The organism is Botrimarina sp. (genome assembly GCF_040219535.1).
Lineage (GTDB): Bacteria > Planctomycetota > Planctomycetia > Pirellulales > Lacipirellulaceae > Botrimarina.
Map to the genome: position 1 here is coordinate 95,081 of NZ_JAVJSH010000012.1, position 21,800 is coordinate 116,880.

The following is a 21,800-nucleotide window of genomic DNA, read 5'->3' on the forward strand; positions in this document are numbered from 1 at the left end:
GCGTGGCAAACGGTAGAATCTCGCGGACGCAAACCGACCCACCCCCCGCGTAGGAAGCATTCGACCGTGAGCAACCAGGGGCAAGCCGCAACCGAGAAGGCCGCTCAGCCCGCCACGCAACCGGCCGCGGCGCCGGCCGGCGTTGGGCAGGCAGGCAAGTCGCGCAACCTGGGCGAGGTGCTGCAAGAGTTCGCCCAGCACCGCTGGGTCATGCAGCAAGAGCTGCAGAAGGTCATCGTCGGCCAAGACGAGGTGATCGAGCAGGTCTTCGCGGCGATCTTCACCCGCGGCCACTGCTTGCTGGAGGGCGTGCCGGGCCTCGCGAAGACGCTCCTCGTGAGCACCCTTGCGCAGATCCTCGACCTCAAGTTCCACCGCATCCAGTTCACGCCCGACCTGATGCCCTCGGACATCACGGGCACCAACGTGCTGGAAGAGGACGAGCACGGCCGGCGGAGCTTCCGCTTCGTCGAGGGGCCGATCTTCGCCAACGTGCTGCTGGCCGACGAGATCAACCGCACCCCGCCCAAGACCCAGGCCGCGCTGCTGCAAGCGATGCAGGAACGCGAGGTCACCGTCGGCCAAACGACCTACGACCTGCCCCAGCCGTTCTTCACGATCGCCACGCAGAACCCGATCGAGCAAGAGGGGACCTACCCGCTCCCCGAGGCGCAGCTCGACCGCTTCATGTTCAAGATCGTGCTCGACTACCCGAAGCTCGACGAGGAAGAGCGGATCCTCGCCAGCACCACCCGCGGCGAGCGGCCCGAGGTGAGCAAGGTGCTTAGCGCCAAGGCGATCCAGAACGTGCAGAAGCTGGTCGGCTCGGTCGCGGTGAGCGAGTACGTGATCAAGTACGTGGCCGCGCTCGTGCGCGCGACCCGCCCGAAGGACGAGTCGGCGCCCGACTTCGTCAAAGAACTCGTCGACTGGGGCGCCGGCCCCCGCGCGGGCCAGTTCCTCATCCAAGGCGGCAAAGCGATCGCCGCTATGGACGGCCGCTTCAGCGTCGCGATCGAGGACGTTCAGAAAGTCGCCCTGCCGGTGCTCCGCCACCGTGTCGCCGCCAATTTCCAGGCGCAGGCCGAGGGCCAGACGACCGAGACGATCCTCGCCCGCCTGCTGGAGCACGTGCCGCAGCCGGAGATTGCGAAGTTCGGTTGAGTAGGCAGTAGGCAGAGGGCAGACGGCAGTAGCGCCGGAGACCTTGAATGGCGGCGAAGAACTACCGCGACCTGATCGCTTGGCAGAAGGCCATGGACCTGGCTGAGTTGGTCTACAAGGTGACCGGCCGGCTACCAGACGAGGAGCGGTATGGATTGACCTCGCAGCTTCGACGCGCTTCGGTTTCGGTTGCTTCAAACATAGCGGAGGGACAGGGACGTTTTACCGACGCGGATTTCCATCGTTTCCTGTCGATTGCACACGGCTCGGTGCGAGAGGTCGAGACACAACTGCTACTCGCTGCGCGTTTAGGCTTGCTCTCTCACGAGGAGATCGACTCCGCAATCGAGCTCTCAGCAGAAGTTGGCCGTTTGATCGCCGGCCTAGCGCGCTCCCTCAAGCCGAAGGCTTGAACTGCCGTCTGCCCTCTGCCTACTGCCTACTCAAAATGCCCGCAGCCGAGAGCTACCTCAAGCCCGACGTCATCCGCCAGATCAAGCGGCTCGACCTGCGCGCGCAGTTCATCGTGAAGGGCTTCCTGCAGGGGCTGCACGCGAGCCCGTTCCATGGGTACTCGGTCGAGTTCTCCGAGCACCGCCGCTACACGCCGGGCGACGACCCGAAGGACATCGACTGGCTCGCGTACGCTAAGAGCGACCGGTACTACGTCAAGAAGTTCGAGGCCGAGACCAACATAACCGGCTGGCTGGCGATGGACCTCAGCAAGTCGATGGGCTACGCGAGCGACGCGTCGAAGCGGTCGGGCGGGCTCACCAAGTTCGACTACTCGATCTGCCTCGCCGCCGCGCTGGCGTACCTGATGATCGGGCAGCAAGACCCGGTCGGCTTGGCCGCTTTCGACACGAAGATCCGCCGGTCGCTGCCCCCCAAGAGCAAGCGCACGCAGCTCGCCACGCTGCTGACGCTGCTGGCCGGCCTCGAGCCGACCGGCGAGACCGACATCGGCGCGTCGCTCACGCAGCTCGCCGCGATGCTCCGCCACGCGAGCCTCGTGATGGTCTTCAGCGACCTGCTCACCGACGAGGAGCCCGTGCTGCGATCGCTCCGCCGCCTGCGGCACGGCGGGCACGACGTGATCCTCTTCCACGTGCTGGACGAGGCCGAGGTCACGTTCCCCTTCCGCGGACTCACCGAGTTCGAAGAGCCCGAGACCGGCGAGCGCCTGGAGCTCGACGCCGACGGGTTCCGCGCCGACTACCGCGAAGCGGTCGGCGAGTTCCGCGAGACCTACCGCCGCGAATGCTTGGAGTCGGGCGTCGACTACGTGCCGCTCGACACGGGCATGCCGTTCGACCGCGCGCTGACAGAGTACTTGATCCAGCGGCGGAGGAGGGGGTGACGGTTTTCGCGCTACATATTGAACCACAAAGGACACGAAGAGCACGACGGATCAAACGAGGCGCCTGACAACACGGCAAGGCCTTGCGACCTTCGAAATAGCCGTTTCGCTATGGCCTGCCAAGAAGGCCGTCGTGTCCTTCGTGCCCTTTGTGGTTCAAATCAATACTCATGGCGTTCTTGTCCCCACTGCTGCTCGCCGGCCTCGCGCTCGTCGCGATCCCGATCGCGCTGCACTTGCGGCGGCGGCGTGACCCGCAGCGCGTGGTCTTCCCCGCGATGCGCCTGCTGCGCCGCAACCGCCACCGGACCGAGACCCAGCTCCGCGTGCGGCGCTGGGTGCTGCTCGCGCTGCGTTGCTTGTTGCTCGCCGCGCTCGCGATGGCGCTGGCTCGGCCGTTGCTCAAGCCACGGCCGGAAGGGGGCCAAGCGGCCGCCGCGGAAGGCCCGGCCGGCGAGGGCACGGCCGTCGCGCTGGTCGTCGACAACGGCCCCAACTCGCAGTACCAGCGGCGCAACCAGACGCGGCTCGAGGTCGCTCAGGAACTGGCCGGCAGGCTGCTCGCGGCCCTGCCGGACGAGGCGCCCGTCGTGCTCGCCGATCGCTCGCCCACAGGGCGTGCGGCGCTGGTCGAAGCGGCGGCCGCGGCGGCCCGGGTCGAGCGGCTGGCGCCGACCGACGCGGCCGCGCCGCTCGGCGAGGTGCTGGCCGGCGCGCTCGAGCTGCTCGCCGACACGCCCGCCGGGCGCCGCGAGGCCTACGTGTTCACCGACCTCAGCCGTGGCGCCTGGGACGACGCGTCGAGCGAAGCGGCGGCCGCCGCGGTAGAGAACCACCCGGGCGTGCTCTTGCGGCTGGTCGACGTGGGGGTCGTCGCGCCGCGCAACGCGGCGGTGACCGGCGTGCGTCTGGCGAGCGAGTCGGTCGCGCTGGGCGAGCCGCTCCGGCTGACCGCCACGGTCGAAACGCTCGGCGCTTGGACCGAGCCGCTGGCGGTGCAGCTCTGGCTCGACGGCGACGCCGCGCCCGTCAAGCGCGACGAGCGGCTCGTCGAAGCGACGGGCGGCGCCGCGTCGGTTGATTTCTCGGTGGCCGGCCTCGACGAGGGACACGCCTCGGGCTTTGTGCGTGTGGTCGCGGGCGACGCGGCGCCCGTCGACGACACCCGCCACTTCGCCGTGGAGGTCCGCCGGCCCCGGACCGTCCTGGTGGCGGCCAGCAGCAAGGAGGACGCCGTGTTCTACCGCTCGGCGATCGACCCGCGGCAGGTCGAGCCGGGCGTGGCGCCGCGGTACGAGACCAAGCTCGTCACCTACGACGCCTGGGCCCGGCAGTCGCTCGCCGGCTTCGACGCGGCCGTGCTGCTCGACCCGCCGCCGGAGGTCGACCGGGGCCGCGGCTGGCGCCGGCTGTACGACTTGGCGGTCGGCGGCGGCGGGGTCGGCGTGTTCCTCGGCCGCGCGGCCACGCTCGGCGCGATCAACTCGCCCGAGGCCCAAGCGCTGCTGCCCGCGGAGGTGCAGTACATCTCGCGCGACGACACCTACCTGCGGCCCACCCGCTACAGCCACCCGATCCTGCGGCCGCTGGCGCCGTACTCCGAAGCGATCGCTTGGCGGGCCTTCCCGGTGCTGCGGCGGTGGGAGACCTCCGGGGTACGCGACACGGCGACCGTGGTCGCCCCCTACGCGGACGGCGCGCCGGCCCTCATCGAGCAGTCGGTCGGCCGGGGGCGCGTCGTGCTGGCGACCACGCCGATCAGCGACTCCCTCAACCGCGACGAGCCCTGGAACCTGCTCCCCACCGGCGACGACCCCTGGCCGTTCTACCTGCTCGCCAACGGCCTGACCGACTACCTCACCGGCGCCGCGCAGACGCGGCTCAACTACACCGCGGGCGAACCGGTCGTGCTGCCGCTGCCGCCCGCGCTGGAAACGAGCGGCTACGTGCTGCGCCCCCCGTCGGGCGAGGCGATCCGCCAGTCCCTCCCGCCCGGCCGCGGCGAGCTGTCGATCCCCTCGGCCACGGCGCCCGGCGCTTACCGGGTGCAGGCCGGGAGCGAGCTCGATCGGCGGTTCGCGGTGAACATCGATCCCGCGGCGGCGCGGCTCGAGCGCGCCGAGTTCGCCGACTTGCGCGAGCGGCTCGGCGGGGAGCGCGTCGAGCTGGTCCGCGGGCCGGAGGAGATCGTCGAAACGATCGACCTGGGCCGCGTGGGCCGCGAGTTGTACGGTTGGGTGTTGCCGCTAGCGGCCCTGGCGATCGTCGCCGAGCAGCTCGTCAGCAGCCGCTTCTACCGCCGGGCGGCTGGCGGCGACGCGTGACCGGCGCGACCCACGCCGGAGCCCCGTTCGGACGCGATCCGTACTGCCCGCACCACGGAGTTCTCTTGCTCGAGCTGACCACGGACCCCGTCGGCGGGCGCTGGCTCGCGGCGATCGCCGCGGCCCTGCTGCTGGCTGCGCCGTGGGTGTTCCCGCCGCGCGCCGCGGGGCTCTCGCCGCAGCGGCGGCGGGCGATTCAGGCGCTGCGCACCGCGGCCACGCTGGCGTTTCTCGTCGCGTGGCTGAGGCCGACGCTCGTGCGGGTCGAGGTCCAGACGCTCCGCCCCACGACCCTGATGCTGCTCGACGCGTCGCGGAGCATGACCGTCGAAGACGCGCTCGACGGCGTGTCCCGCTGGGAGGCCACGCGGCGCCTGCTCGCGGCTAGCGAGCCGGCCCTGGCGAAGCTCGCCGACCAGCAAGACGTGCGCGCCTACCTGTTCGACCGGGGGCTCACGCCGCTGCGGCTCGACGGCGGGCGGCTCGCGTTGCCCGGCGAGCCCACGGGCGACGAGACCGCCCTGACCGACTCGCTCGCCGCGGCTCTCGACTCGTCCCGCGGCGGCGGGGCCGACGCGCTGGCCGGGGTGATCCTCATCAGCGACGGCGCGCAACGGGCCCGCCCGCCGCGCGACCAGGCGCCGCTCACCCTGGCGCCACGCCTGGCGGCCGAGGGGGCGCCGCTGTACGCGGCGCCGGTCGGCGAGCGCGCCGCTGGCGACCGGGCCGACGTGGCGATCGACGACCTCGTGGTGAGCGACGCCGCGTTCGCCGGCGCGCCGCTCGGCGTGGGGGCGACGCTGCGCGTGGCCGGCTTCCCGAACCGCACCGTTCGGGTGCGGCTGCTGTGGGAGGACGACCGCGGCGAGCTCCAAGCGGTCGACGCCGAGCAGGTCACCGTCCGCCAAGGCGTCGACCAGTACCCGATCGCCCTGCGCCACGCGCCGCCGGCCGCGGGCGAGTGGAAGGTCTCGGTGGTCGCCGACACGCTCGACGGCGAGACCATCGCCGACAACAACGACGCCAGCACCTTCGTCACCGTGCGCGAGGGGGGCGTCCGCGTGCTTTACCTGGCCGGCACGAACCGCCCCGGTGGGGCCGCCGCGGGGCGAGAGCAGCGCTTCCTGCGCGAGTCGCTCGCCGAGTCGCCCGACATCGTCGTCGAGCGGGTCCTCATCAATTACCGGCCGCTCGGTCGCGACCTGGAGACCCGCTTCCGGCCCGGCGCGGTCGACGTGGTGTTCGTCGACAACGTCGACGCCGCCGGGCTCAGCCGCGGCACGTGGCGTGCGATCGAGCAAATGGTGGAGCAGGGCGCCGGGCTGGCCATGATCGGTGGCCGCCAGAGCTTCGGCCCCGGCGGCCACCGCGCCACGCTCGGCGACGTGCTCCCCGTCACGCCCGGCAGGGCCGAGCGCCAGCCGCTCGACGCGCCGGTCCGCGACGACGTGCACCTGGCCGGCCCGCTCCGGATGGTCCCCGCGCCGGGTCTCGGCGGCCGCCACCCGATCGTCCGCGTGCCCTCCGAAGCGGGCGACCCGTGGGCCGAGCTGCCGCCGCTGCTCGGTGCGAACCGCCTCGGCGACGACCTCAAGCCCGGCGCGCAGGTGATCGCCATCGCCGATGGGTCCGCCGCCCCTCTGATGGTGCTCGGGCAAGCCGGGCTCGGCCGCGCGCTCGCGTTCGCGGGCGACTCGACTTGGCAGTGGCCGCTCTCCGGCTACAAGGAGTTGCACCTCCGCTTGTGGCGCCAGGCCGTGTTGTGGCTCGCCAAGAAGGACGACGACCCCACCAACCCGGTCTATGTCGACCTGGCGAGCCGCCGCGTGCCGGCCGGGGCGCGGCTCGACCTGGCGGCCGGCGTGCGGCTCGACGCGGCCGAGGCCGACTCCGGCGCGATCCGCTACGAGGGGAGCGTCACGCTGCCCGATGGCTCGTCGACCGAGCTGCCGCTGCCCGGCGCCGGCGTGCGTACGACCGGCGTGTTTGTCGACACGGCCGCCGCGGGCGACTACCGCGTGAAGGTCGCCGCCCGCCGCGGCGAAGAGCCCTTCGGCGAGGCCGAGGCCCGGTTCAACGTGCCGAAGCGCGACCTCGAGCTCGAGCGACCCGCCGCCGAGCCGGACACGCTCGAGCGGCTCGCGCAAGCGACCCAGCGGCACGGCGGCCGCACGCTCGCGCTAGAGGAGCTGCCGACCCTCCTCGCCGAGCTCGCGTCGAAGGCGCCCGAGCAACGCCGCGAGGTCGTGTCGCGCACCACGCTCTACGACAAGTGGCCGCTGCTGCTGGTGTTCGCGGCGTTGATGTCCGTCGAGTGGGTGGTCCGCCGCCGCGCAGGCATGCCGTGATGGCGGTGGCTAGCGGCCAGCCCCATCCCCCATCCCCCATCCCCCGTCCCCCGTCCCTCACCCCTCATCCCTCATCCCTCACCCCTAACTCACTCCCCCACCCGCACCACGATCTTCCCGGCCAGGTCCGCCGTGCGGTGGACGGTCGCCGATTCTTGCAGCGCGTGGGCTTCGGCGGCTTCTTCGAGGGTGAAGCTCTCGGCGACCCGCGGCCGGTACTCGCCCGACGCGAGCCACCGGCACAGGTCGTCGGCCGCCGCGCGTTGCTCCTCGGGGCTCGCCTTGAACATCACGAAGCCCAGCAACCGGCACTCCTTGGTGTAGAAAGCGCCGACCGGCAGCGCGGGGCGGGCGTCGCGGCCGGCCATCAGGATCACGCGGCCGCGCGGCGCACAGAGGCCGATCGCTTGGTCCAGGTCCGGCGCGCGGCGGGTGTCCCACCACACGTCGACCCCGTGCGGCGCGGCCTCGGAGATCGCGTGGCTCATGTCTGTCGCTTCGTAATCAACGACCACATCGGCGCCCGCGTCGCGGGCGGCAGCCGCCTTGTCCGGCCCGCCGGCCGTAGCGATCACCCGCGCGCCGAGCGCCTTGGCGAGCTGCACCACCGCCGAGCCGACGCCCCCCGAGCCGCCCACCACGAGGATCGTCTCGCCCGGCTGGAGCCGCGCCTCCCGGACCAAGCCCAGGTGGGCCGTAATGCCCACCAGCGCGCCGGCCGCAGCGGTTTGGTCGGCGATCGCGTCGGGGGTCGGGTAGAGCCAGTCGGCGTCGACCGCTGCGTATTCGCAGAGCGTGCCCTGCCGCCCAAGCAGCCCCTGGTTCGAACCCCAAACCCGGTCCCCCGGCCGCAGGCGCGACACGCCGCTGCCGACGGCCTCGACCACGCCGGCCAGGTCGCAGCCCGGCACGTAGGGCGAAGGGAGGTCCATCGCGACCGCGCCGCTGCGGACGTAGGTGTCGATCGGATTGACCGCCGACACTGTCACCCGCACGAGGCACTGCCCCGGCCCGGGCTCGGGGCGGGGGAGGTCACCGATTTGTAGGCTCTCGGGGGGGCCCGGGTGTTCGACGTACGCGGCTCGCATGGGGAGACCCTCGGGAGACCTGGTGAGCTCGGCGGGATACCCTGGCAAGAATACCGCCCCGCAAGCGATCTTACTGCGGGCGCCCCGCCCGCTGCCCGCCCCCCTTCGCCCGCCGCCGCATTGCGTTTGTTCCGAACCAAGCCTAGCCGTGGGTTGCTGGCGGTCGTCGCACTAGCGGCGCTCGGCTACGTGCTGGTGACCGTGCCCCCGAAGGTGGCCGACGGCTACCGCTCCGCGAAAGAAGCCGGCGAGACGTGGGCGGCCGTGTACTTGGGGATCGTCTCGCTCGGCGGCGTGGTGCTCGTGGGGTTGGCCGCGTGGGGCGCCTGGCGGCTGTGGCGGAACACGGCCGGCCGCGCCCGCCGCGACGCCCGGCGCGTGAAGAACCCGAGCCAGCTCTCGAAGCGGGACCTGTCGACCGAGCTCGGCGAGAACATCCAGAGCAGCCGCGACTACGCCAGCGGCCTCGAGCCGACCTCCGCGCTGCGCGAAGAGGTCGAGCGGGCGATCGCCGAACTGGAATCGAAGCACAAAACGAAGCGATTAGAGATCGTCGCGTTCGGCACGATCTCCAGCGGAAAGAGCTCGCTGCTCAACGCGCTGGCCGGCCGCGAGGCGTTCCAGTCGAACGTGGTGGGGGGCACGACCAAGGCCGAGCAAAGCGTCCCGTGGCCCGACTCGGACAGCGTGTCGCTGATCGACACGCCCGGCCTGGCCGAGGTCCAGGGGCAGGGGCGCGGGGCGATCGCCGCCGAGGCCGCGCGCGACGCCGACCTCGTGCTCTTCGTCGTCGACGGTCCGCTGAAGGAGTACGAGCACGACCTGCTCGAGCGCCTGGCCGGGATGGAGAAGCGGGTCCTGGTTTGCTTGAACAAGGAAGACTGGTACGACCCGCGGTCGCGCGACGACCTGCTCGACCAGCTCCGGGAGCAAACCGCGGCGTTCGTGCGCGGCGACGACGTGGTCGCCGTGCGGTCGCGGCCGACCGAGCGCCCCGTGGTGCGGGTCGCGCCGGACGGGGTGGAGACCCACGGCACGGCGACCGTGCCGCCGGACATCTCGCCGCTGGCCGACCGCCTGACGGCGATCGTGCGCCGCGAGGGGGGCGACCTGCTGCTGGCCAACCTGCTGCTGCAGTCGCGCGGCCTGGTCGACGACGCCAAGGACCGCGTGCTGGCCGCCCTCGACGCGGAGGCCGACCGCGTCATCGACCGGTACATGTGGGCCGCGGGCGGCGCGGCGGCGGCCAACCCGGTGCCGCTGTTGGACCTGGCGATCGGCAGCGGCGTGCTCGTCAAGATGACGCTCGACCTGGCCGCCGTGTACAAACAGCCCGTCGACGCCGACACCGTCGTCGAGATGCTCGCCCAGCTCGGCAAGAACCTCGTCGCGATGCTCGGCGCGTCGGCCGCCGCGCCGGCCCTCGGCACGGCGATCGCCTCGCTGCTGAAGACCGTGCCCGGCGTGGGCTGGATCGCGGGGGGGCTGCTGCAGGGGGCGGTTCAGGCGCTGGTCGCGCGGTGGATCGGCCGCGTGTTCAAGGCCTACTTCCGCGCGGGCATGAAGCCCCCGCCGGGGGGCCTCGCGGAGCTGGCCCGCACCGAGTGGGCGGCCGTGACCCGCGCCGAAGAATTGCGGAAGCTGGTGACCCGCGGCCGCGAAAAGCTGGAGCCGACGCAGGGCGCCGACGCGTACAACCCCAAGCGGTGACAGCCTTCGCCCCCCGACCGATAGAACGAAGCGGCGACGACCGCTCGACTTGCTAACCACGATGACCGACTCGCCCGACTCCGACCTCGAAGAAGCGCTGGCCGGCGTCGAGCGCTCGATTGCGCAGATCGAGGGCTGCGACCCCGCGGAACGCGCCGCGTTGGTGGCCGAGCTGCGCGAGCTGCGCGACCTGGCGGAGAAGCTGCGGCACGAGCGGGTCGAGATCGCCGTGTTCGGCGAGATCAGCACCGGCAAGAGCGCGCTGATCAACGCGCTGGCCGGCGGCGAGTCGGCCGGCGTGAGCGTGCGCGGCGGCTGGACCAAGGAGGTCTGGCGCGTCGGCTGGTCGGCGCCCGCCACCAAGGCGCCGGGCCTGGGCGAGTCGGAGCTGGTGCTCGTCGACACGCCCGGCCTCAACGAGGTCGAGGGCGCGGCCCGGGCCGACATGGCGCGCGACGCGGCCGAGCGCGCCGACCTCGTGCTGCTGGTCACCGACGGCGACCTCAACGAGACCGAGTTCTCCGCGCTGCGGCTGGTCGCGGCGCTGCACAAGCCGGTGCTGGTGGTCGTCAACAAGAAAGACCTCTACACGCCCGCCCAGCTAGAGGAGCTCCGCGAGTCGCTCCACCAGCCCCGCGTGACCAAGCTGGTCGGCGGGCCGGAGAACATCGTGTTCGCGTCGGCCGACCCGCGCGAGGTCGAGTACCTGATCGAGTCGGCCGACGGCTCGACCCGCAGCGAGTGGCGCAAACCGCCCGCCGACGTCGAGGCGGTCCGCGTGCGCGTGCTCGAGCTGCTGGTCGACGAGGGCAAGGCCCTCGTCGCGCTCAACGCGGCGATGTACACCGCCGACCGCAGCGACCGCGTGGCCGCGCTGCGCGTCCGCATGCGCTCCGCGCGGGCCGACCAGGTCGTGTGGAGCTTCGCCAGCGCGAAAGCGCTGGCCGTCGCGCTCAACCCGTGGGCCGTGGCCGACGTGGCCGGCGGCGTCGCCGTCGACGTCGGCATGGTCGCCAGCCTCGGCGCGGTGTACGGCTTCGGCGTGTCGACCGACAACGCGCGCGAGCTGGTCGCCGCTATCCTCAAGGCGGCCGGCTGGCTGATGCTCGGCGAGGCGGCCGTCAGCCTCGGCTCCTCGCTGCTCAAGGGGGTCACCTTCAGCGGCAGCACGCTCTTCACCGCACTCCCCCAAGGCGCCGCGGCCGGCTACGGCAGCTACCTCGTCGGCCAAGCGGCCCGTGCGTACTTCGAGCAGGGCGCCAGCTGGGGCGAAGGGGGCCCCAAGCGAATCGTCGCCCGGATCCTCGAAAACACCGACAAGGCGTCGGTCGTCGCGCGGCTCAAAGGCGAGATCCGCCAGAAGCTCGCCCGCAACCGCCACGGCAGCAAAGCCAGCCGCGCCGAGTAGAGCCGACGGCGCCGCTACCAATCGCCCCACGCACTCGGCTGCGGCAAACGGCCTCTTCTTGAGCCGAATGGCGCGAACGGCGAAAGCCCGCCGCCCCCTCGGGTCGATCCGACCGTTACAAGCCGCAGGGTTTGACAGGGGGGGGGTCCGCCGCGCCGAAGCAGTCGGCGCGTGCACTGCTGGCGCGGGTGGTGGGTCGACTTTGATACGAAGCTTGCTAGCCGCCGTCGCGCTCGCCCTCGTGGCGCCGATGGCTTACGCCCAAGGGTCGTCCGACGTGGCGGGCGAGCCGTCGATCGTCGAACGTTTGGCGGCACTAGAAGTCGAACAAAGGCGGCTGGCCGACTCGCAGCTGCAGCTGCAAGAGGAATTCGACGAAGGCCCCGGCGACGAACTCAGCGACGAACTCGACGACGCCCTGAACCTCCGCGTGCTCAACGGCCACACCGGCGTGCAGTCGGAGCTCAGCGGCCGGATCCACCTCGACGTGTGGGGCTATCCCAGCTCGAGCCCCGGCGTGAACGGCTTCGCCACCGGCGACGAGGACACCACGCCGCAGGACCGGATTGGGTTCCGCCGCATGCGGCTGCAAGCGTCCGGCGACCTTGCGCAGGACATGCTCTACAAGCTCGAGATCGAGTTCGCCGGCGGCAGCGACGTCGAGTTCCGCGACGCCTACCTCGGCTGGGTCGACCTGCCCGTTCTGCAGACACTGCTCATCGGCAACCAGAAACGCCCCTACGGCTTGGACCACCTCAACAGCAGCCGCTACAACGTGTTCATCGAGCGGCCTTTCGTGATCGAGGCCTTCAACCAAGACGCGCGGCGCCTCGGAGTCCAGTCGTACGGCGTGTCGGACGACGAGGTCTTCAACTGGCGCTACGGCGTGTTCAACCAGCGCCTGGTCCAAGACGAGGGGGCCTACATCAGCGACCACTGGCAGGGCCAGATCGCCGGCCGGCTCGCCAGCGTCGTGTGGTGGGCGCGCGACGGGCGCGACTTCTGCCACGCGGCGGTCTCCGGCACTTGGGCCGACACCGACCAGGGCGCCGCCACCAACAACTACGCCGGCTCGGGCATCAACGAAGCCAATTTCCGCACCCGACCCGAGGCCCGCACCACCCTCCGCTGGCTAGACACCGGCGTGATCGCCGACGCGACCGACTACACCCTCGTGGGCCTCGAGCAGGTGCTCAACGTGGGGCCGCTGCAGCTCGTTTCCGAGCAGCAGTCGGTCGAGGTCCGCCGCTTAGGCGGCGACACCGTCCACTTCCACGGCGCGTACGGCTACGTGTCTTACTTCCTCACCGGCGAGCACATCCCGTGGGACCGCGAGCTGGGCCTCATCGAGCGGGTTGTGCCCAACGAGAACTTCTACCTGGTCGACACCCGCTGCGGCGTGAAGAAGGGCCTCGGCGCGTGGCAGGTCGCGTTGCGGTGGTCGTACCTCGACTTGGCCGACGGCGACATCCGCGGCGGCGACGGCCAAGCCCTCACGGCCGCCCTCAACTGGCACTGGACCCCCTACGCGAAGCTCCAGTTCAACTACATCAACGGCCAGATCAACGACAACGGGGCCAACGCGCCGCCCGGCGCGCCGGCCTTTGGCGATTACGAGATCCTCGGCATGCGCTTCGCGGTCGATTTCTGAGCGCAGCGAATCGAGAACGGGGCGAGTCCTTCGACCGACGGGGCGCTAAAGCGGTTCGGTCGCTCCCTGACGGTCGCGGCTCTGCAATCGGCACGCCGTCGATCGGCTGATCGCCTCACCGCGGCGCCAGCTCGGCGGTGACCGGGTAGTGGTCCGACGGGTAGACGCCGTCGTCGTCGGTGCGGAGGATCTCGGCGCCGGTGGTCTTCAGCCGGTCGCTGTGCAGGATGAAGTCGATCCGCGAGCCCTGGTCGCCGCCGCGGAACCCGTGGAAGGTCCGCTCGTCGTCGTTTCGCTGGGGGTGGGCCGCGCGGTAGCTGTCAACCAGCGGCACGGGGCCGTCGCGTAGCGCGGCCAGCGCGGGGGTCTCCTCCGTCGCGTTGAGGTCGCCCATCACGATCGCCGCGCGGCCCTCGGCCAGTTCCGGCAGGCGCTCGGCGATCATTGCGCCCGAGTGCCGCCGGGCCTCGTCGCTCACGTGGTCCCAGTGGGTGTTCAAGACCAGCAACTCGCCGAGGGGCGAGCCCCCGTCGCGCGACGCGGCCTGGGCTTTGTCGCGCAGCACGACCCAGGAGGCGATCCGCCGGCACGCCGCGCCGGGGTACAGGCTCGGCTTGTCGGGCGTGTTGCTGAGCCAGAGCGTGCCGCTGTCGAGCGGCTCGAAGCGCTCGCGGCGGTAGTAGATCGCCGAGTGCTCGCCCTCCTCGGCGCCGTCCTCGCGTCCCACGCCGTAGAAGGCGTGGCCGGGCAGCGCGGCGTCGAGTTCCTCGATCTGGTTGCGGTAGGCCTCTTGCACGCCGAGCAGGTCGGGGTCCGCGTCGCGCACCACGTTCAGCGCTAGGTCGCGGCGGTGCGCGCCGGACTTCTGCAGCCACCCGTCCGGCTTGTCGGTGGCCACGCCGCCGTCGAAGTCGCCGCGGAGGTTGAAGCACATCACGCTGATCGTGTCGGCGCCCATGGCGCTCGCGACGAGGTTCAAGAGAAGCAGGCAGGCGAGCAGGCGCATGGCGGGTCCTCGGTGGGGTCTCTATTCGGCGCGGCCGCCGGCGCGGCGGCGGAGTTCTTCCAGCAGCTCACGCTCGGTCGAGCGGCTTAGAAGATAACGCACGAGCGTCAGCTTGCGGCCGTCTTTCAAGGTGGCGACCACGTGATTCCATTTTTTGGCCGCGCTGGATCCGCCCGACTCGCTCATCGCTTGCTCGACACCGATGCGGCGGATGTCCTCGCCGCGCAGCGCCACGCCGGCGCCCCGCAGCCCGTACCAGCCGGAGCGGACCAGCCAGTCGTCGCCGTCGATGCGGACCTCGCTGCAGCCGAGGCCCAGGCCGATCCCGCAGAACGCGACCGCCGCGCCCAACAGGCCGAACGTCGGCGCGATGACCCACCTGACCCACTCGTCGACCATCAGCCCCACGCCGACCCCGACGCCGAGGAACACCACCCCGACCGCGAACACCGCGAGGGCCGACTTCCAGCTCCGCCCCGGCGGGCACACGAGCCTCAGCGAGTGGGCGCCGGCGCCCTCGTCGCACCGGATCCCCTCGCGCGCCAGGCGCGCGGCCAGCGTCTCGCGGGTCTCGTACTCGGTCAGCGGCGCGCCGTCGGCGACCACCCCCTCGCGCGAGTCGGGCGTGCGGTAGACCGGCACGTCGAACTCCGCCAGGTAATCCGGGCCGTCCGCCTGGGCGGCCACGCTCAGCCGCCACACGACCGGCAGGTCGGCGTCGGGCGCGCTGGGCAGTGCGTCGGAGGGGATCGTGAACCGCAGCGGCACGCCGGCCTTCCCGCTGGGGTCGTGCAGCGTACGCTCGACGAGGCGCTCGTCTTCCCAGACCGGAACGAGCACGCGGGTCTCGCCGTCGCTGTCGCGCTCGCGGCGGGTTTGCAGGCAAGCGAGCTTCACCCGGAACTCGGCCCCTTGCCGCAGCCCGGCCGGCGCGAGCACCACGCCGGCGAGCTCGCCGCCGACCACGCCGGGCGTGTTGGCCAAGCGCAGCACCGACGCGCCGTGCCGCAGGTACCGCGCGACCCGGTAAAGCGCAAAGCCGGCCATCACGGCGCCGATGAGCACGAACAAGCCGAGGAAGGCCTTGGCCCACCACTCGAGCGTGTCGTCCTGCGAAGCGACGACCGCCATCGGGACGGTGAGGCCGTTCCAGAAGGTCGCGAAGATCGCCGGCGCGGCGATCGCCGACGCGTCGGACGAGCGGATCACGCCGGTTTCCCAATCGGCACGCATGCGCCACGGCTCGCCCGGCTGGCGCGCAAGCCGCCGCGCGTCGCGCCGCTCCTTGCGACGCACGTACACGAGCCCACCAAGGAGACCAAAGCCGAAAAGCCCAAAGCAGATCACGAATGGCAAGTGAAACACCACGACGCGCCACCGCAGATCGCGATCGATGAGCGCCCGCTCAGGCGACTCCGGGTCGACCCACACGGTGACCGTTTTGCCCGCCGCCTTGGCCGACTCGAGCCGTTCGTGCAGCCGCCGTGCGAACGAATCCGACTCGAAAGCCGAAGCGAGCGACACCCGGTCGCCGGTGTACGTCTGGCCGTCGACCTCGTAGCGATACTCGGCCTCGACCCGGTAGCTGACGCCGCCGTCGGTCGAGGTCCGCAGCAGCTCGGTCGAAACCACCTCGGCGTCCGCCCGGCGCCACGACTGGGAGTCGTAGTAAGTCCAAACGGTCGCCGCCAGCGACCACGCCATCCACGCGGCGACCGCCGCGAACGGGAGCGCGAACAGCGCGGCGCAGCCGTAGCCGACCACGCCGATCTGGTTGGGCTTCGGGCGGGCGATCGGGCGGTCCTGGGGCGACTAGAGCGGGGGACTAGGTGCCGTTCGCTGCGACGCGGCGATTCTTGGGGCCGCGCAGGAAATATTGGCAGGCGCCGGGCGCCGCCGGGTCACCGCTCCGGAAAAGAATAGAGCGCGGACAGCCGCGGATCGAGAAGAGGTTGGCCGGCGCCCCCACGGTCGGCTCAGCGTTGCGTTAGCTCACGGTTGATCTGCGAGTAGACCGACCGGTCGGTCGGCTCAACGCGGACCACCACAACGCCGGCGCTGGAAAGGTCGCCGATCGCCGACCGGACCGCCTCCTCCAGGCTGTCCGCCTCGCGCGCGAAGCCGACAGACACGATCCCATCGCTCGAAGAGAGCGTGCCGTCGTCGCAACCCGACTCGTAGAGCCGGTCGGCCATCGCCGTGTCGACTTCGCCGGCGTGGGCAAGGATAACCTCGAACTCGTAGGTGGGCATGTCGGGCGTTTTAGCTGGCGGCATGGGGGCAGCGATCGACTTGACGACGGACCCAGCGGGCGTGGTTCTCTGGGCTGCGGGGCGTGCTGTAGACCTGAATCACGCAGCCCCCTCTGCCAGTATAAGCGCAAAAAAGGGCCCCGAAGCTATGCGCCCGGGGCCCTGCTTTTTCGAATCGCCATCCCGACTGTTCCGCGTGCTCAATCGCGGCGCGGATATGCTTGTTCGGGTGCTTCGGCACGTCGTGTTTCAGTCGAGGAACCCAACCAGCTCGGCGGAGCGGCTCGGTTGCTGGAGCTTGCGGACGGCCTTGGCTTCGATCTGGCGGATCCGCTCGCGGGTCACCTTGAAGATGTGGCCGACCTCCTCCAGCGTGTAGCTGTAGCCGTCGCCCAGGCCGTAGCGGAGTTTGATGATCTCGCGCTCGCGGTAGGAGAGGGTCTTCAGCACGTCGTGGATGCGGCCGCGGAGCATCTCTTGAGCGGCGCCGACCGAGGGGCTCTCCGCGCCGTTGTCCGGCAGCAGGTCGCCGAACTGGCTGTCCTCGCTGTTGCCCACCGGGCGGTCGAGGCTGATCGGGTAGCGGCTCATCGCAAGAACGCGGCGGGCCTCGTCGATCGTGCAGTCGGCCGCCTTGGCGGTCTCTTCGAGCGTCGGCTCGCGGCCCAGGCGCTGCAGCAGCATGCGGCTGACGTTGCGCACGCGGCTCATGGTCTCGACCATGTGGACCGGGATGCGGATCGTGCGGCTCTGGTCGGCCACCGCGCGGGTGATCGCCTGGCGGATCCACCACGTGGCGTACGTGCAGAACTTGAAGCCGCGGCGGTACTCGAACTTGTCGACCGCCCGCATCAGGCCCGCGTTGCCCTCTTGGATCAGGTCCAGGAACGACAGGCCGCGGTTGCGGTACTTCTTGGCGATCGACACGACCAGCCGCAGGTTGCCCTCGGACAGGCCCCGCTTCGCCCGCTGGTACTCCGCGTGAACGCGGCGCAGCTGCCGCACGCGGTTCCGCAGGCTGGTCGGGGTCTCTTGCAGGCTCCGCAGGATGCTGCGGTACTCTTGGATGACCGGCTTCCGCTCGGACATCGGGCGGCGGTTCTTCTTCATCTGGGCCATCTCGGCCTGCAGCTGATCGACGCGCCGCTGCAGCTTGCGCAGCTCGGTGATCATCGGCTCGATCCGCTGCGTGCGGAGGCCGAGCTCCTCGATCAGCTTCACCGCGCGGCAACGCCGCCGCCCGAGCCGGCGCCACGCGTCCTGCCGCGCCTTGGCCGGGGCCGACTTGCTGGTCGCCAGGCGGTAGTCGTCCGCGTTCTGGTCCAGCAGCACGGCCAGGGTCCGCAGGTTGTGCGGCAGGCGGCCGAGGATCTGCTCCTTCTCCAGGCGGTCGGTCACGCTGACCTGCACCGTGCGGTCGAACGGCAGCTCGCCCTTGTGCACGCGGTCGAGTGTCTTGAACGCGGCGCGCATCACGTAGTCGCACGCGAGCAGCTTGCGGCGGAACGCGGTGCGGGTGACCTCGATCCGCCGCGCGAGGCAAATCTCCTCCTTGCGCGTGAGCAGCGGGATCTCGCCCATCTGCGTCAGGTACATGCGGACCGGGTCGTCGGACCAAGAGTCGCTGGCGTCGGCGTCGAAGAGCGTTGCGCCCTCGTCGTCGTCTTCGTCCGATTCGCGGCCGGCGCCGGCGGTCACCGCCGATCGCACGATGGCGTCGTCGTCGCCGTCGTCTTCGCCACGGCCGCGACGGCCGCCCGCCAGATCAGCGCCAACGGAATCGTCCAGGTCGTTGTCGATCAGAGCGTCGTACAAAGCTCGGTGCTCCTACGCGTGTCTCGAAATGATGGCCGGGGCCGCGTCTGGCGAGCTCCTCCGCTCGCCGGCTGCCCCCGCTGGGTCTCTCTCTATCCTGCCGCGCCCGCCTAATGCCAACGCCCGCGGCGCCCCACCGTCTGCGGCGCCCCACAGCCAGCGGCTGGGCGGCGCAACTTGTGCTCAGCGTGTCTGCTCAGCGTGTCGCTCGACGCGTTGTCGCGCCGCCACAACTTCGGTAAGCATTATGGCCACCCGCGGTGGCGATTTGGCGCTCTTCGGGACGCCAATTGTCAGGAACCGGTTTGCCATGTGCGGCGCCCCACACGAGCTTCCCCTGTTGTGCTGCTCTAGCAGGCGGCTCCCCGCGGGGGGCGGCCGGCGCGGCAGTTAGGACACTTCGTCCTGTGGGGCTCGGCTGCGACGCGTCACGACTCTCAACCGTCCAATGGCGGCAACCTCCCCGATCACGGCGCCAGCCAAACCCGCCGGCCGCCTGTGTGGTTGGTTGTCTCTTGTTCGGGGCGACGGCCGGTGGGGTCGAGGGAGCGCCTCGCCGGCGGCCGATCTATTGAACAAGAAGGGTTGTCTCGCCTGGCCGACTTGCGTCGACCCGACCGGCCGCTGGCGGTTCACCGCCGTGTAGCCAGCCTGTGCCCGTCCCTAAGCGCCTGTGCCCTTCCTGAGCACTCGCTGCTCCGCGACTTCGTTTTCGCTCCCGTATGACAACGTGGTTGTTCGGTAGGGAAGTTTACCCCGACTAAGCACGCCCGGCGAGATGCCGCACTATTTGCTAATCGTTTGCGCCTAGGCAGTCTTTGCCTGCTAGCGGAACGACGACGGCCCCACTCGCCGCAGCGCGGCCTCTGGCGGCGCGGCCCTCAGCGACGCACAACCCTGAGCTACATCGCCTCAGCCATCGCCTCAGCTGTATTATCCCAACCGGCGCCGCACCGCGCTGACCTCCTCGCGCTCGCCCAGGCCGAAGGTGTCCAGGGCCCGCTCGGCCCAGCGCCGCTCGGTCGATCGGGCAATCTTATTTGCCGCTCACCGGCGGTCTAGTGGTTCGCGGCCGAAAACAAGGCCCCTTGCCACGCCCCCCAGGCAGCTTGGCGCCAGCGTCGAAAGGCCCGACAATCGGTCGCTCTTACTTCGGCGCCCCCCGCCTCGCCTGCTGGGCGAAGCCCGGCGGCCGATCGAGCCGACCCGTCACCGCCCCCCCGCCGCCGTTCGCCTTGAGCTCACGACACCTCCTCCCCTGCCGCTGCGGCGCGTCGGTCCCGATCGGCCCGAGCCAAGCCGGCGGCCGCGCCCACTGCGGCGCGTGCGGCGCCGAGCTCGACGTGCCCACCCTCGGCGAGCTGCGTCGCCTGCCGCCGGCGGAGGAAGATCCGGCCGCGCGCGGCGGCGGTTGGAACGCCGGGGCGGGCCTGCTTACCGGCGCACTGGTGGTGGCGGCCGGGCTCGCGGCCGGCGCGGGATGGATGGCGGCCAACGAACCCGCGCCCCCCGAGCCGTTCAGCCCCGAGCAGCGGCAGGTGTTCGTCGAGCAGAAGATCGACCAGATGTCCCCGGCCGACCTCTGGCGGATGCAGACGTTCATCTACGAGCCGCTCGCCGAGCAAGGCCTCAGCAAGGCGGAATCTCCCGCCGATCAGGCGCTCAATCAACAGATCCAGCAGAGCCGCATCTTGCAGACGGTGTTGCTGGCCGCCGCAGCCGTGGCGGCCATGTTGGGGATCGCCGGCTACTTCACTTTGCGGCGATAAGTCAGCGCTCCGCCGCTATAAAGTCGGCCGGGCCATCGCGCGGGGCTCCTTGGCGCCCGTTGTGCGTCTCTTGGGGGACGTCGGCTTTTGCGGTCGACGGTTCTTCCACCCCAGCAGACAGAGGCAATTCCATGCTGGCAAAGCACTTGCCGTCATTCGGACGGACGCATCTTGTCCTCACCATGGTCGCGGGACTGTTCCTCGCGACGGGCCCGTCGTTGTTCGCGCAGCAGCCAGATCGGCCGCCCGCCGTTCAGCCGCGGCCGCTGGAAGGTTCGACCCCAAGCGGGTTCGACGACCTGATCAAGCCAACGCCTCCTCTCAGCGGCCCCGCGGATCCCACCGCCCGCCCGGCTGGGCCCCCCCTCGGCGCCGAAACGCTCGCGCCGCCGACGGCCGAGCCGCCTGGCGAAGGCCCCCTTACCGAGGACGTGACCCGCGTGCTCGGCATGACGCTCCGCAAAAAGGACAGCAACCACCCGTACATCGACGACGTGTTCCGCTCCTCCCCGGCTTGGGAAGCAGGCGTACGCAAGGGCGACTACTTGATGAAGTTCGCCGGCGTGTCCGACACGGACTACGCCACGTTCATCGAGGGCGTGGTGCAGGTCGCCGAGGAGACCTACGAGGGCGATGAAATCCCGATCGTCGTGCTGCGGCCCGACGGGCAACCCGCCGCCGACCCCGAGACCCCCGGCGACCAGCAAGAACAAGACCCGCAGGGCCAAGCTGAGCCGACCGATCCCCGCATCGCCCAACGTGAAGCCAACGCCGCGCAGCGCGAAGCGGACCGCGACCGCGTCGCTCGGTCGACGCGCGACGAGGCTCGCCGGCCGTCCGCGCCACAGGGCTCGTCCGCGCCGCGCGACTCGGAGCAAGCCGCCCGGCTGCAAGGCCGCCGCATCGAGACCACGATCGCCGCTGCCGGACGCACGCCCGAGGAGATGCAAGAGCTCCAGGACCGTGGCCAAGAGCGGCAGAAGGAGGCACGCATCGAGGAGATGGCGGAGAAAGCGACGCAACGCGGCCCGATCCGAGCGGCGAAGACCGAAGAGTTAGAAGAGCTGATTCGCTTGCAAGAGAGGGCTCTTTCCGGCGAGCTTTCCGAAGCGGAACGCCAGCGCTTTTACGACCTCGACACGAGGGTCTACGGCGGCGGCTTCGGCGGCGTTTACGGCCTCGGCTTGGGCTACGGCGGCCTCGGGTACGGGGTCGGCGCAGCCAACGGCGCCCTGGGCACCGGCGCCGGCAACCTCGGGACCAACCAACCGACCGGCGGCCGCGGCGTGGTCGACCAATCCGGCAATGTCGACGATAGCTACGGTTTGGCCGACGGCACGTTCGGCGGCGGCACGGCTTCGGGCGCCAACAACGTGCCGGGCGCGTCGCCGTCGGGAGAGCGCGGCAGCCGGCTCAGCCAACTGCAGCAGGAGTACCTGCGGCTGCAAGCGGCCCGCGGCGGCGGCGGCCTGAGCGCCGCCCAGCAGCGACGCCTCAACGCTCTGGACCGCTTGTCGGGCGCGGGGGGGGCTCTCGGCGGGGGCGAAGGCCAGCGACTCAATCAGGCGATGCAGCGCCTCCGCAGCGACGAGTTCAGCCGGTTGCAGTCGGCGGTGTCGCGCGGCGCGTCGCTGTCGGCGCAGCAGCGGGCGCGTTTGCAGCAGTACCGCGGCGCGCTCAACGCGGGGCAGATGAACCGCGGCGCGGCCGGCCAGGGCGGCCTCGGGCGTGGCGCTGGCGGCCAGAACCCCGCCGCGCCGGGTACCGGGCCCGGCTCTCCCTCGCCCAGTGGCGTCGGCGGAGCGGGCGGGACTAGCGGGGCCTCCGGTGGAACGGGCGCGGCCGGCGGCGCCGGGGCCGGCGGCACGAGTCGCTGAGCGCCGCCCTGCCGAACCGCAGAGTTGA

The 21,800-nt window shown here is 71.1% G+C and carries 15 protein-coding genes; 10 read left to right on the forward strand and 5 right to left on the reverse strand.

Going from position 1 to position 21,800, the window contains the following annotated elements:
- Positions 1–177 precede the first annotated feature (177 nt).
- The 5 genes from RIC11_RS04525 to RIC11_RS04545 all read left to right on the forward strand — a co-directional run bounded on the left by RIC11_RS04525 (position 178) and on the right by RIC11_RS04545 (position 7,196).
- Entirely contained in the window at positions 178–1,164 is a 987-nt protein-coding gene (locus RIC11_RS04525) for an AAA family ATPase (RefSeq protein WP_350209714.1), read from the forward strand.
- Between the two features lie 47 nt (positions 1,165–1,211).
- Positions 1,212–1,577 (forward strand): four helix bundle protein, encoded by a 366-nt coding sequence (locus RIC11_RS04530; protein ID WP_350208789.1) that lies wholly within the window; start codon positions 1,212–1,214, stop codon positions 1,575–1,577.
- 35 nt (positions 1,578–1,612) lie between these two features.
- Entirely contained in the window at positions 1,613–2,524 is a 912-nt protein-coding gene (locus RIC11_RS04535) for a DUF58 domain-containing protein (RefSeq protein WP_350208791.1), read from the forward strand.
- 170 nt (positions 2,525–2,694) lie between these two features.
- A complete protein-coding gene (locus RIC11_RS04540) occupies positions 2,695–4,848 on the forward strand; it encodes a BatA domain-containing protein (RefSeq protein WP_350208793.1) in 2,154 nt (717 codons plus the stop codon).
- Between the two features lie 65 nt (positions 4,849–4,913).
- A complete protein-coding gene (locus tag RIC11_RS04545; protein WP_350208794.1) occupies positions 4,914–7,196 on the forward strand; it encodes a glutamine amidotransferase in 2,283 nt (760 codons plus the stop codon).
- 89 nt (positions 7,197–7,285) lie between these two features.
- Here RIC11_RS04545 and RIC11_RS04550 read toward each other — a convergent pair whose 3' ends face one another.
- Positions 7,286–8,284, reverse strand: coding sequence for an NADPH:quinone reductase (locus RIC11_RS04550; protein WP_350208796.1), 999 nt, complete (start codon positions 8,282–8,284; stop codon positions 7,286–7,288).
- A gap of 120 nt (positions 8,285–8,404) precedes the next feature.
- Here RIC11_RS04550 and RIC11_RS04555 point away from each other — a divergent pair, with 120 nt between their 5' ends.
- The 3 genes from RIC11_RS04555 (at position 8,405) to RIC11_RS04565 (ending at position 13,053) form a co-directional block, all read left to right on the forward strand.
- The gene (locus RIC11_RS04555) at positions 8,405–9,994 is read left to right on the forward strand and encodes a YcjF family protein (RefSeq protein WP_350208798.1); all 1,590 of its coding nucleotides are present in this window, start codon (positions 8,405–8,407) and stop codon (positions 9,992–9,994) included.
- A gap of 61 nt (positions 9,995–10,055) precedes the next feature.
- A complete protein-coding gene (locus tag RIC11_RS04560; RefSeq protein ID WP_350208800.1) occupies positions 10,056–11,402 on the forward strand; it encodes a DUF697 domain-containing protein in 1,347 nt (448 codons plus the stop codon).
- Between the two features lie 250 nt (positions 11,403–11,652).
- Entirely contained in the window at positions 11,653–13,053 is a 1,401-nt protein-coding gene (locus RIC11_RS04565; protein ID WP_350208801.1) for an OprO/OprP family phosphate-selective porin, read from the forward strand.
- A 115-nt stretch (positions 13,054–13,168) separates the two neighbouring features.
- Here RIC11_RS04565 and RIC11_RS04570 read toward each other — a convergent pair whose 3' ends face one another.
- The 4 genes from RIC11_RS04570 to RIC11_RS04585 all read right to left on the reverse strand — a co-directional run bounded on the left by RIC11_RS04570 (position 13,169) and on the right by RIC11_RS04585 (position 18,126).
- A complete protein-coding gene (locus tag RIC11_RS04570; protein WP_350208803.1) occupies positions 13,169–14,059 on the reverse strand; it encodes an endonuclease/exonuclease/phosphatase family protein in 891 nt (296 codons plus the stop codon).
- A 21-nt stretch (positions 14,060–14,080) separates the two neighbouring features.
- A complete protein-coding gene (locus tag RIC11_RS04575) occupies positions 14,081–15,823 on the reverse strand; it encodes a DUF3592 domain-containing protein (RefSeq protein ID WP_350208805.1) in 1,743 nt (580 codons plus the stop codon).
- Positions 15,824–16,035: 212 nt separating this feature from the next.
- Positions 16,036–16,335, reverse strand: a complete 300-nt coding sequence (locus RIC11_RS04580; protein ID WP_350208807.1) for a hypothetical protein — start codon at positions 16,333–16,335, stop codon at positions 16,036–16,038.
- 225 nt (positions 16,336–16,560) lie between these two features.
- Complete coding sequence (locus RIC11_RS04585) at positions 16,561–18,126, reverse strand: sigma-70 family RNA polymerase sigma factor (RefSeq protein WP_350208809.1); 1,566 nt, start codon at positions 18,124–18,126, stop codon at positions 16,561–16,563.
- Positions 18,127–19,361: 1,235 nt separating this feature from the next.
- On the opposite strand from RIC11_RS04585, the gene RIC11_RS04590 reads away from it, so the two are divergent.
- Both RIC11_RS04590 and RIC11_RS04595 read left to right on the forward strand, forming a co-directional pair.
- Positions 19,362–19,895, forward strand: a complete 534-nt coding sequence (locus tag RIC11_RS04590) for a hypothetical protein (RefSeq protein WP_350208811.1) — start codon at positions 19,362–19,364, stop codon at positions 19,893–19,895.
- A gap of 182 nt (positions 19,896–20,077) precedes the next feature.
- Complete coding sequence (locus tag RIC11_RS04595) at positions 20,078–21,772, forward strand: hypothetical protein (RefSeq protein ID WP_350208813.1); 1,695 nt, start codon at positions 20,078–20,080, stop codon at positions 21,770–21,772.
- Positions 21,773–21,800: the final 28 nt, after the last annotated feature.